Source organism: Bacillus haimaensis (assembly GCF_048270625.1).
Lineage (GTDB): Bacteria > Bacillota > Bacilli > Bacillales > Bacillaceae_I > Sutcliffiella_A > Sutcliffiella_A haimaensis.
Genome location: NZ_CP158164.1, coordinates 2,646,724 through 2,659,091 on the forward strand (window position 1 = coordinate 2,646,724; position 12,368 = coordinate 2,659,091).

Consider the following 12,368-nt stretch of genomic DNA (forward strand, 5'->3'; position numbering starts at 1 on the left):
ATTATTTACCTAATCATACCATATTTTTCTATAAAATAGGTGTTATTTATCCTCATTTTATATAGCAGTAATGATGCATATAAAACAGTCTTCTTTAAACACCGCTGTTGATTTCCGCACTAGGCTGCGCTTTCCGCGGGGCGTTTGTTGAGCCTCCTCGGCTTCGCCTGTGGGGTCTCAACTAAACGCTTCCTCCCGCAGGAGTCTTCGCCTATTGCTCCAATCAACAGCTAGATACAGAAAATCAACACCATTTTTAACAAAGACCCTCATTTAAAAGATATACACCATGAGAAATGAAAATACGAAAATACAGTGGAGACGCTATGCATTACCTGCCGCCCCTGTTGATTGGAGTGCAGGGTGTGAGACTCCAATCAACAGGGGCGGTTGACTTGAGACCCTGCAGGCAAGGCCGAGGAGGCTCAAGCACCGCCCCGCGGAAAGCGAACACCTGGAACGGAAATCAGCAGGGAGTTAAACAGAATACATATTTGCTTTCAAGGTAGCCAAAAAAAAACGACCTTCCGCTCCAATTGTCAAGGAACGGCTGGGTCATTATTTGTTTTATATTTGTGATATGATTTGTTGCTTTTCATCGTTTGAAACATAATGCTTGGTCTTGAAAACTGAGTAGTGTTTCTTACGGATTGAGCCGAGGATTGCGCGATAAAGATAGGCAGCACCTTTTACTGGCGTACGGGAATGGGTCGGATATAGATCTATCGTACTTAATGCCTGTTCGTATAGGCGTTCCGCTTTTGCAGCGATATCCTCCCAGACGGAGATGAGGGCCTTGTTGACGACATGCTGCTGAAGTTCATGAATAGAATAGCCAGCCTCTTCCAATCTATTGATAGGAAGATAGATTCGATCACGCGTGAGATCCTCCCCTACATCTCTTAATATATTGGTAAGCTGCATCGCTTGACCAAGTGCAATGGCGTCAACTCTCAGCACTTCTTTATTTTTCGGAGCCAGTATCGGAAGCAGCATCAGTCCGACCGTACTTGCCACATGGTAAGAATAGGTCATTACCTCTTCTTCTGTATAGTAGAGCTTCTTATAAAGGTCCATTTCCTGGCCGGTTATCATATCGCGGAAGGCTTCGATATCCATTTCATAGTTGGTGAATACATCCTGAAGGGCCAGCCACATTGGATCTGATGTAGGCAGTTTCCCTTTCAGAAAATCATCAAAATATCCCTTGAATCTATGCAACTCTTCTTTAGGATTTTCTCCCTCATCCACTATATCATCCACTTGCCGGCAAAAGGCGTAGACAGCCCATACCGCTTTTTTCTTGTCAGCCGGCAGCAGCATAAATGCTTTGTAGAAAGTCTTCGAGTGCTCTTTTATGATATTTTCACAATGTTGATATGCTTTCACCAATTCGTTCATGAAGATTCACATCCTTCGTCGAAGAGTTATGGGCAAAATCAGCTATAATCTGATTGGCGGCAAGCCGGGCGCTCTGCATGACTATGGGAATGCCACCGCCCGGATGAACGGAAGCCCCAGTTGCATAAACGTTTTTCCATTGAGTTGGCTTGACTTGAGGGCGAAAGACCCCTGATTGAAACAATTCCGGTGCAATGCCGAAGCTTCCACCCTGATACAAGCCTTCCACTTCCGCATCATTCGGTGTCTGCACTTCCATCCATTCCATTTTTTCTCTAAGTTTCGGAAAGGCCTCCGCTTCCAGCCTATCCATCATCCTATTGATAAACTCCTTCTCGCTGCTCCAATCAATATGACTTCCTGAAGGAACCGGAACCAGGACATACAGGACACTTTTCCCAACGGGGGCCAAGCTTTCGTCAATGAGGCTCGGATTAAAGGTGTAGAAGGAGGGATCAGTTGGGACCGATTTTTCTTTGAACACTTCTTTCATATGACGCTCAAAGTCGTTACTCATAAAAAATTGATGAACATCCGTATCGTATCTGCCCTTTACACCAAAGTAGAACCGGATACAGCCTGAGGATGGTGTATATTTCCTCTGCTCTTTTGTTACTTCTTGTATGGATGGGAAGTCCCCATTCCATACCAATCCATCGATTTTAATCTTCCTGCCTCTTACGTTGATCGAAGCTACCATGCCTCCTACTTTTTCTATCTCTTCCACTTTGGAGTCAAGATGCAACCTGATTCCATTTTCCTCGATCTGTTGAACCAGAACATCCACGAGCGACGCATAACCGCCCTTGACGTAATGGATACCATGCTCATGCTCGCTGTAAGGGATGAGGCTGTACATGGCAGGTGCAGTTTGAGGGTTACCACCGATATAGAGGGTTTGCAGGGAATAAGCTTCCTGGAGACGTGTATCGGAAAAGAAAGTGGAAGCATATTTTTTTGTCGATTGATATGCCTTCAACCTCCATAACGAAGCGATGTTCTTCCAGGTCCAGAAGTGTTTTTTCTTCGTGAACGACTTTTCGAGAAAAGATGCCTTGCCAAGCTTAAAGCTTTTTTGCATCTCTTCCATATATCGGTCGAATCCTTCCTCTTGGCCAGGAAACAAGCTGGCAATTTCCCTTTTCTGCACGGTTGCATCACGATGTTTCCTGTAAACAGTACCATCTCGAAAATGGATGGAATACAAGGTGTCAAGCTCGATAAGCCCCCATGCTTCTTTTGGTACACCGGCTTCCTCCAATATTTCTGTCAGCATTTCAGGAAGCAGTACGATGGTAGGGCCCTTATCAATCCGGTATCCTTCTCTTTCTATAAAAGCAAGCCGTCCTCCCGCTCTCTTCTCTTTTTCAAAGATGGAGACGTCAAATCCCTGTTTTTTCAAAAGAAGTGCTGTTATCATTCCGCCTATTCCGGCACCAGCAATCGCGATATGTTGAGTAGTCATTGGGCCCGCTCCAATCTGTGTGATGATACACTGTTCTTTACAACATTTTGATGTTTCTCCTGTAAGAGATTGGCTGTAATCCTTGCTGATTCCAAAATGGTTGGCAAACCGCTTCCCGGATGGGTTCCGCCTCCAACGAGCCAGCAGTTCTCGAGTTCTTCAAATTTATTATGGGGTCTTAGTACCATCATCTGTGAAAGCTGATGCCCCAAATTAAAGGTTGCCCCTTTGTATACAAGGATTTCTTTTTCCCAATCATGTGGTGTCAGCACTTTTTCCACTTCAATATGATGTTGAAGGTTTTTAAATCCGCTCTTTTTTTCCAAGGTATCAAAAACAAGTCTTTTAAACGTTTCCTTATGGGTCTCCCAATCTATCTCACTGAAATTATTCGGAACCGGAGCCAGTATATAAAGTGCTGACTTTCCATCCGGCGCCAGGGTCGGATCTGTCACCGATGCATTTTGCACATAGATGGAAGGATCTTCGGATAGTTTTTTGCTATCTGTAATTTCTTCTACATTCTTTTTGTAGTCGTCAGCAAAGATGATGGTATGGTGGTTGTTGTCATAAACTTTGTCTAATCCTAGATAAATCATAAAAGTAGAACAGGAGTACTTCTTCTTTTCCAGTTTGAGTTTACTGTACTTTTTTAGAACGCCTTCATCTATCAGATTGGTCATCACATGGGCAAAATCACCGTTTACAATGACTTCATCCGCTTTTAATTTTGTGCCGTCCTCCATTTGAACCCCTACTACTTTTTTTCCTTCGAGCAAGAGCTTTTGAACTCCGTTTCCCAGCTGCATACTGCCCCCGTTTTCCTTAACCACCCTCGCCATCGCTTCAGAAAGCTGATTGACGCCTCCGATTGGATGATAGATTCCGTACGCATGCTCCATATAGGAGAGGATGGAAAAAGCACCGGGGCACTCCCATGGGGACATCCCCAAATATTTGGATTGAAAGGTGAATGCCAGTTTCAGCTGCTCGGCTGAGAAGAACTTGCTTAACTGGTCATATAAGCTGCTTCCTAAACTCAGGTGCGGAAGTGCTCTGATAACTTTCCACTGCAGATAGTGATAGAAGCGGTCCATTTTCCCTTGCAGAATCGGAGTCAAGGCAGCCATCTTTTTTTCCGTTTCTTTCATGAAACGATCATAACCAGCACCATCACCGGGAAAATACTGTTCTATCGTTCTTTTCATTTTTTCCGCGTTCCTGGTGACCATAAACCTTTTATCAGGAAAAATCAGTTCATACATATCTTCCAATTCCCTCAAGTCCAAGTAGTCATGAAGATCCCGGTTGCTCTCTTCGAAAATTTCTTCGGCAATTTGAGGCATACTCAAAAAGGTTGGACCCATATCAAAGGTAAATCCATCAAGCTTTATACTTGAATTCCGTCCCCCTACATAGGCTTGCTTTTCCACCACTGTCACACTGTGCCCTCTTGCGGACAGTAACATCGCGGCTGCCAAACCTCCCGGCCCGGCTCCAACAATTATCATTTTTTTACTCATTTTGTTATGCCTCCTCATTTGTACCGAACCACTTTTTTGTTAAACAAATATTATACAAATACTATACACAATACATTATGTATGCACAAGAATTTATGCTCTAAAAGCATGTCCTAATTTTCAATAAAAAATTTCTCCCTCTGGCAAGCAGCGCTGAGGGAGATTCATGTCTAGTAATATACACTTCTACTCTTTAACAATTTATTCCTTTATTGCAACACCGTATTCCGTGAACCATACATGAATTTGTGCAAGATGCGCCAATAATTGGGGACCTGTCATCAACTGTCCAAACCAGGGAACCTGAAAAGCTTTTCCTTCAGATTCGACAATCTGCTGCAGTTTTTCCTTTTGGAAGAAGTCATGCAAAGGAGTCTGTTTATCTTGAAGAATTTCATTCAACCACTTTTTAACTCCTTGCGTATAGATCGGATGATGTGTTTTAGGATATGGACTCTTCTTACGGTACAGAACTTCATCAGGCAATACACCCTCCAGTGCTTTTCGAAGCAGCCCTTTTTCCCTGTTGCCATGCATCTTCATTTCCCATGGGATATTCCAGACATACTCTACAATACGGTGGTCAGCAAAAGGTACTCGCACCTCGAGGCTCGCTCCCATACTCATTCTGTCCTTTCGATCAAGCAATGTCGTCATGAACCAGATCATATTCAGGTAAAAAAGCTCTCTTCTCCGTGCCTCCAAACTGCTCTCGCCATCTAATCTCGGAGTTTCTGCAACCGTCTCTTCAAAACGGGCTGTAATATAATCGTCCAGTTGCAGCTTTTTCTTCCACTCCGGACGAAGCAGGTCCATTCTCGCATCCGTCGACCGCATCCAAGGGAAATTCCTGGCAGCAAGGTCCTCCGGGCGATGGAACCATGGATAACCACCAAAAATTTCATCGGCGCACTCCCCGGATAGACTAACCACATAATTCTGTTTGATTTCCCTGCAGAACCAAAGCAGGGAAGAATCGATATCCGCCATCCCCGGCTGATCGCGCACAAGCACAGCCTCTCTCAGATTCGCCACCAGGTTATCTTGTGAGATGACGGAGTAATGATGGACCGTTCCGAAGGTCTCCGTCATTTTCCGAATCCAATATTCATCCGAGTTTGGTTGAAATTCATTGGCTTTAAAGTATTTATCATTTTCTTCATAATCGATGGAAAAGGTGTGTAAGGGGGGCTTTCCTTCTTCTTTGAATGCATTGGCGGCAATCGCTGTGATGGCGCTTGAGTCCAATCCCCCTGATAGGAAGGTACATACAGGAACGTCTGAAACCAATTGTCTTGTAACGGCGTCCGTAAAAAGTGCGCGGACCTTTTCCACCGTTTCATCAAAGCTATCCGTATGCGGCTTGCTTACTACATTCCAATAGCGGCTAATTTTAAGCCCTTTTCTGGAATAGGTTAATAGATGGGCAGGCCGAAGCTCCTTGACATCCGTGAAAAGTCCATGTCCCGGAGAACGAGATGGTCCAAGTCCGAAAATCTCTGCCAAACCGTCATGCCCCACTGCACTTGTAACGGAAGGATGTGCGAGAATTGCTTTTATTTCAGAACCGAATAAAAGCTTTCCGCCCTTTTCATGATAGAATAATGGTTTTACTCCCAGGCGGTCCCTGGCAATAAATAGTTGCTCCCTCTCTTCATCCCAAACAGCAAAAGCGAAGATTCCATTGAGATGATGAACACACTCCTCTTTCCATTCCATATAGGAAGTCAGGAGCACTTCCGTATCCGAATGTCCACTGAAGGTATACCCTTTTTTCAGGAGATCTTTTCGAATATCCTCCGTATTATAAAGCTCCCCGTTGTAGCAGATGGTAAACTGATGACCGTTCTTCTTTCGGGTCATCGGCTGCACCCCACCCTGGGGATCTACCACTACAAGGCGTTTATGCCCGAATCCCACATGATCCTGCATCCAGATATTTGTATCATCAGGCCCTCTGAACGATAATGTCCCGGCCATTTTTTTAACCGTATGCTCCTCTTGCCTGATCGATTTCCGATAATCTATCCATCCAGTAATTCCACACATAGTATCCATACCACTCCTTTTTTAAAACAGAACAAGGCTTTTTTATACTATGCAATTGGGGCTTATACCATGAATTATTGCAACACATCCACCATTTTTCCATGTTTGTCTTTCTACCATATATTTTTTCAAAAGATGGGGAATGTAAGAAAGTAAGAGAGTCCCTGTTTAAAGGTTTTGAAAGTGGGACAGAATTGGGAAAAGAGAAGATTCCTATTACTACTATGTTTCGCATTGGAGGAAGCCCTGTGAATCTGCAAAAAAGAAAAAACATCATATACGGACAAAAACGTTCCTATACATGTGGAACCATCGAGAACATTAATGAGCAGTGGATTTTTTTTGAAGCGGAAGATGATGAAGCCTTTTTGCTGGAAGAAATAACGGAGGACGGAATAGAAGTCTTATTATCCAATGAATGGGTTCATGGTGTGCTTCTGGAAACAGGAGAAGTATTGCTTCAAACCCAGCATTTATATGAGCTGAATAACGGAGATGCTGTCAGAGTCAGAAAACGGCTTCCATTAGCCTATATGGAATTTTTGGAAGAACTTTCGGAGGATGCGTTTTTCCATTTTACAAAGCTCTTGAATTCCTCTAATATTTCGCTTTATGACTGCATCTTTTGCCATAATGCGATGCAATTCATGGAGACCGGTAAAGATCATAAGGGCGTCAATTTCTTTGTCTATGATAATGAAACCTTCATATGCAGTGTGCAGCATCACTTTACAAGAGGAAAGCATCACTCGGACCGTTTCGAATATACGCTACAGACCGGCAAACGCTATCTGTTCACGAACTTGGAACGCCGGAAAGCGGAATAAAAAAGCTCTTTTCGTAAAGTTTTGTTGCCTATGTCCGTAAAAAATCGGCTTTTGGATTTTTTACAGCATTTATCCTCGTATTATTCAAAAGATATATAAATCTATTTCATGTGAAAAGAGCACGAAAGCAAGAAATTTTACGTGTTTACGTTGGATACGTCAAAAGCAACAATTTATGCGAAAAACACACAAAAAAAGCACCGTTTTCAGCATAATTGCTGATGGACGGTGCTTTTGCTCTTTATATGAAACTCACGAGACGCTCCTGGATAAACCTTTCAAACTCTTCCTGCTCACGCGGTTTGGATAGGTGGTATCCCTGGGCAACGTCACAGGAGAGATTTTCCAATAATTGCAATTGGTCCTCAGATTCTATCCCTTCTGCAATCACTTTGAGGTTCAACCCTTTCCCCATCGTAACAATTGCATGGACGATAGCTACATCTTTAGAGTCAAAGCGGAGATTTTTGATAAAACTCCGATCAATCTTCAGGTTATTGATGGGCAAGTCCCTCAAATAGCTTAGCGAGGAATATCCGGTACCGAAATCATCAACGGAAAGCTGGACTCCGAGCTCCTGTAGCTCCTCCATGACTGCTATGCTGTATGTGGCATTGCGGAGCATGACGCTTTCGGTAAGCTCGAGCTGAAGATAGGAAGGGGCGAGACCACTGGCCACCAATGCCTTTTTCACTTCCTCAACAAAGGTTGGCTGCTGGAATTGATGTGCAGATACATTAACGGAGATGGTCATATAACCGAGACCTATTTCCTGCCATCTTTTGGCCTCGCTACAAGCTGAACGAAGAACCCATATCCCGATATCGGTGATAAGGCCCGTTTCTTCTGCTAATGGGATAAATTCCGCCGGAGAGACCAGACCCAATTTCGGATGATCCCACCGTATCAAGGCTTCAGCACCAATCACCCGCTTCGATTGGATATCGATAAAGGGCTGGTAGCAAAGGAAAAACTCGTTCTTTTCCAATGCTTTTCTCAGGTAACTTTCCAGCTCTATCCGGAACATTGCCTGATGGTTCATATCATTGGAATAGAATTTTATACGATTCCCTCCAAGCTTCTTTGCCTGGTTCATGGCAGCGTCAGCATTCTTCAATAAACTTTCTGCGTTCACACCATCACTTGGGAAAAGGCTTACTCCGATGCTTGCTGTCACATAGAATTCCTGCTCATTGTACAAAATCGGCTTATTGATCGAATTCAAAAGCGCCTGGGCGAGATTGATTACTTCATCAATACTTTTATAGTCTGATAGCGAAAGTGTGAATTTATCTCCGCCAAATCTCCCAAGATAGCTTTTGTTCGGCAGGATTTTCCTGATTCTATCTATGATATGGATGAGCAGTTTATCCCCTACATAATGACCTAGGCTGTCATTGATGAGCTTAAATCGATCAAAATCGATAAACAGTACTGCCAGCTTCTGCTTTGATTTTGCTTTTTTGATTTCATCCATTTCTTCTGTTAAACGATCACTGAAATTCTGTCTGTTCGGCAAGGCTGTGGCAGCGTCAAAATAAGCCAAGTATGCCACCCGCTCCTCCGCTTTCTTCTGCGCTGTAATATCTCGTCCGATTCCATAGACCCCTGCGCGTTCCCCGTGAACGATAATCGGAATGTGCTTGATCAGATAGGTGCGTTCCTGGCCATCCCGTTCCTTGAGGTCCACTTCATAGGTTTGCTCTATCCCTTGCAAGGCCTGAAAGAAATGATTGGATACCCTTTCCACATCACTTGGCTTCAAAAAGCTTAACGCGCTTTTCTTCAATATCTGCTTTTCAGTGAACCCGAAGATTTCCGAGAATCTGGGGTTGACACTAAGCACCCTACCGAAAAGATCAATGGAAAAAACAATATCCGAATTGTGCTCAAATAAAGACTTATATCGCTGCTCCGATTTTTCAATGCTCTTATTTAGCTTTGCAATATCACGCGAGGATGCATCCACCAAATGGGATAGTGCCAGAACCGCCTTTGTTTCATTCGGCATTTCAAAATCAACTGTTAATGGAGGCTTATTCTTGATGCTCGCTGATTCGCTCATGGCAAGGGTGATGCTCGAAAAGCTGACGTAATCCACTTGCCCCATTGAGGAATGATCAATCTCCCCATAGGAAAAGAATCCTGTCGTTGGGGCAACCTCCTGTAGTGCTTTGATTTCCTTTTCAACAAAATGTCCGAAATATCTTCTTCTTGCCATACAGTTAAAAATAAGGATGGATTCCACCGGTTTATTTATCAAGTCTTCTATCTGTAATTTAGTCGTATCTATAATTCCTTGGGCATCGGCATAGGAAAAGGTGAAGGATTCCCCTTCGTATACCCTCCTATCCACCTTGACTCCACCATCTTCCAATACCTGAGTAATAAACAACGGAGTATTCTTCCCATTTCTAACCGTCATCATGGGAAATTGTGTTCCACTCTGCGGCAGCTCTTTTACAAACTGCTCCCCAAGATATTTTTTCAGAATCGTGAGGGGAGTCAAATGATTAATGGATTGAATGATATTCCCTTCTGCTCTTGTCATGAGAAATGTGGTGCCAATCTCTTTCCAGCAGTGGTTCGATAACGGGTAAACCTCAAGATCTTCACTATTGAGAGCAATAGCCACTATACCATTGACTGTAATCAAGTCATTCAACCAAACATAGGTCTCCCCAAAATCACCATTCGCCCCTGCCAACGCACCGAATATTTTTGCTTCCGTTTTATCTGAATATTGTCCCAGCCCCTGAGCCAATTGATCGTAGTCGAAATGCAGACCATTAGCCAAAAGAAGAACAAGCTTCGTCTGTTCTGTTATCATATCCTGTACTATCTGCTGCCCTAATTTAACCAAGGCTTGACATTCCTCTAAGGGATACATCGATGTATGTACACTTGTTTTATCAAATAGCATAAATGAGATGATTATCTTATTCGTGGAAATCACTCCATTGGAAATTTCCCCATCAGTTGTAGCACCCACTATCTGTGCCTGAGGGAGATTCCCTTTGATTTCCGTAATGATTCCATTTAGTTCATCCTTATCCATAGATCCCGCGTACATATGGACAAGTACCTCAGAATGGGAGTCTATATCATGCTCTTGAATAAATAGAACAATATCTTTAGGATTGTGGTATGTAAGATTTAAAGTTTTCATAAGCATAAACTCCCATGCATTCTACATCTTTTTGCAAAACAAGTGCATATTTTACAATTTATTCAGTTTAACTTTACCATAGTTATACAACGGAAAACATGCAAAATTGAAAACATTCGTAGAAGAATATTGGGGGATGTATGGCAAAAAAAAATGTCTGACATCAATGGATGATGATCAGACATTTTTGCGGATGTTTTAGAAGAAGTTCATTCCCATATCCAAACTGAATCCTAAATAGATGACATACGCAAGCGCAGCTGCGAAAATGACCCATAGAACAGTTGTCGATTTCGCTTTTCTAGTGCGAACAGAGATCATTTCCATCAGGCCGATAACAACAATCCCCATTAACCCTTTTATGATATAGTCCCCTGTAAGATTAATGTTCCAAAGCAGAAGTACTCCTGTAGCAACAATCAATATGTAGAACAATCGTAAAACCATGGAGACGATTTTTGCTCCTTTGGCCTTGCCGCTTTTTTGCAAAGCAATTGCCACGACAAATAGAATCAGTGCAACTGCCCATGTAGAAATATGTGCATGTGTCATGCTTGTTCCTCCTTACATTCAAGTAAAATACAATACTTGTATCATACCATGTTTTGCTAAAAAACCTAAATAAATCGTCTTTTTTCCCTTTATATAAGATTTTGAATTTTAACAATGCTATAATATTTTTTGAAAGCCATTACATTGATTAGATGGAGGTATTTCATACATGACCACTAAAACTCACGACATCATCAGCATTACAGAAAAATTTGGAGCAAACAACTATCATCCGCTTCCGATCGTCATATCCAAGGCGGAAGGAGTTTGGGTGGAGGATCCGGAAGGCAATAAATACATGGATATGCTTAGCGCATATTCCGCTGTGAATCAGGGCCACCGCCATCCAAAGATCATTCAGGCATTGAAAGATCAAGCAGATAAAATAACCTTAACTTCCCGCGCCTTCCATAATGACCAGCTAGGACCATGGTATGAAAAAGTCGCAGGGCTGACAAATAAAAACATGGTGTTGCCGATGAACACTGGAGCTGAAGCTGTGGAAACAGCGGTCAAAGCTGTTCGCCGTTGGGCATACGAAGTGAAGGAAGTGCCTGTCAATCAAGCGGAGATCATCGTTTGTGAAGACAATTTCCATGGACGTACCATGACAGCCGTTTCCATGTCATCAAGCGAAGAGTACCAGGAAGGCTTCGGACCGATGCTTCCGGGAATCAAAGTTATTCCATATGGAAGTATTGAAGCTTTGGAGAGTGCTATTACTCCTAATACAGCTGCATTCATTTTTGAACCGATCCAAGGGGAAGCAGGCATCAACATCCCTGCTGATGGGTTCCTCAAAGCTGCTTACGACGTTTGTAAAGCGAATAATGTCCTGTATGTAGCAGATGAAATCCAGGCTGGCCTTGGCCGCTCCGGTAAACTGTTTGCGTGTGATTGGGAAAATGTAGAACCGGATATGTATATTCTTGGCAAGGCACTTGGCGGAGGGGTCTTCCCTATCTCATGCGTTGCAGCAAACAAGGACATTCTAGGCGTATTCAATCCTGGTTCCCATGGCTCCACTTTCGGAGGAAATCCGCTTGCGTGTGCCGTTTCCATGGCAGCCCTCGAAGTTATCGAAGAGGAAAAGCTTGTGGAAAGATCGTTCGAGCTTGGCAACTACATGCAGGAAGAACTTTCTAAAATAAACAATCCAATCATCAAGGATATTCGCGGCAGAGGCCTGTTTATTGGCGTGGAGCTGACAGAAGCTGCCCGTCCATATTGCGAGAAGCTGAAAGAGGAAGGACTCCTATGCAAAGAAACACATGAAACAGTGATCCGTTTTGCACCTCCTCTTGTGATTTCACAGGAAGATCTTGATTGGGCAATCGGTAAAGTGAAGAAAGTTCTATCTGTTTAGGATTAAAATAAGAAAT

General features: G+C 43.1%; 8 protein-coding genes. 2 read left to right on the forward strand and 6 right to left on the reverse strand.

Annotated elements, in window-relative coordinates; all coding sequences use genetic code 11:
- Positions 1–567: 567 nt before the first annotated feature.
- The 4 genes from ABN702_RS13510 to asnB form a co-directional block, all read right to left on the reverse strand.
- Entirely contained in the window at positions 568–1,401 is an 834-nt protein-coding gene (locus ABN702_RS13510) for a phytoene/squalene synthase family protein (protein WP_417897349.1), read from the reverse strand.
- The gene (locus ABN702_RS13515) at positions 1,367–2,866 is read right to left on the reverse strand and encodes a phytoene desaturase family protein (protein ID WP_417897350.1); all 1,500 of its coding nucleotides are present in this window, start codon (positions 2,864–2,866) and stop codon (positions 1,367–1,369) included. The genes ABN702_RS13510 and ABN702_RS13515 overlap by 35 nt, the downstream gene beginning before the upstream one ends.
- A complete protein-coding gene (locus ABN702_RS13520) occupies positions 2,863–4,389 on the reverse strand; it encodes a phytoene desaturase family protein (protein WP_417897351.1) in 1,527 nt (508 codons plus the stop codon). Before ABN702_RS13520 ends, ABN702_RS13515 begins: the two co-directional genes overlap by 4 nt.
- 201 nt (positions 4,390–4,590) lie before the next feature.
- The gene (gene asnB / locus ABN702_RS13525) at positions 4,591–6,438 is read right to left on the reverse strand and encodes an asparagine synthase (glutamine-hydrolyzing) (RefSeq protein ID WP_417900904.1); all 1,848 of its coding nucleotides are present in this window, start codon (positions 6,436–6,438) and stop codon (positions 4,591–4,593) included.
- Between the two features lie 248 nt (positions 6,439–6,686).
- Here asnB and ABN702_RS13530 point away from each other — a divergent pair, with 248 nt between their 5' ends.
- The gene (locus ABN702_RS13530; RefSeq protein WP_417897352.1) at positions 6,687–7,265 is read left to right on the forward strand and encodes a DUF2777 family protein; all 579 of its coding nucleotides are present in this window, start codon (positions 6,687–6,689) and stop codon (positions 7,263–7,265) included.
- Positions 7,266–7,506: 241 nt separating this feature from the next.
- Here ABN702_RS13530 and ABN702_RS13535 read toward each other — a convergent pair whose 3' ends face one another.
- Both ABN702_RS13535 and ABN702_RS13540 read right to left on the reverse strand, forming a co-directional pair.
- Entirely contained in the window at positions 7,507–10,434 is a 2,928-nt protein-coding gene (locus tag ABN702_RS13535) for an EAL domain-containing protein (protein ID WP_417897353.1), read from the reverse strand.
- 198 nt (positions 10,435–10,632) lie between these two features.
- The gene (locus ABN702_RS13540) at positions 10,633–10,986 is read right to left on the reverse strand and encodes a YisL family protein (RefSeq protein WP_417897354.1); all 354 of its coding nucleotides are present in this window, start codon (positions 10,984–10,986) and stop codon (positions 10,633–10,635) included.
- Positions 10,987–11,155: 169 nt separating this feature from the next.
- Here ABN702_RS13540 and ABN702_RS13545 point away from each other — a divergent pair, with 169 nt between their 5' ends.
- Positions 11,156–12,352 (forward strand): ornithine--oxo-acid transaminase, encoded by a 1,197-nt coding sequence (locus ABN702_RS13545; RefSeq protein WP_417897355.1) that lies wholly within the window; start codon positions 11,156–11,158, stop codon positions 12,350–12,352.
- The last annotated feature ends 16 nt before the right edge of the window (positions 12,353–12,368 follow it).

Coding starts and splice junctions, on each gene's coding strand:
- ABN702_RS13540 (WP_417897354.1), bottom strand. CDS start 10,986: ATGACACATGCACATATTTCTACATGGGCAGTTGCACTGATTCTATTT.
- asnB (WP_417900904.1), bottom strand. CDS start 6,438: ATGTGTGGAATTACTGGATGGATAGATTATCGGAAATCGATCAGGCAA.
- ABN702_RS13510 (WP_417897349.1), bottom strand. CDS start 1,401: ATGAACGAATTGGTGAAAGCATATCAACATTGTGAAAATATCATAAAA.
- ABN702_RS13535 (WP_417897353.1), bottom strand. CDS start 10,434: ATGAAAACTTTAAATCTTACATACCACAATCCTAAAGATATTGTTCTA.
- ABN702_RS13520 (WP_417897351.1), bottom strand. CDS start 4,389: ATGAGTAAAAAAATGATAATTGTTGGAGCCGGGCCGGGAGGTTTGGCA.
- ABN702_RS13515 (WP_417897350.1), bottom strand. CDS start 2,866: ATGACTACTCAACATATCGCGATTGCTGGTGCCGGAATAGGCGGAATG.
- ABN702_RS13545 (WP_417897355.1), top strand. CDS start 11,156: ATGACCACTAAAACTCACGACATCATCAGCATTACAGAAAAATTTGGA.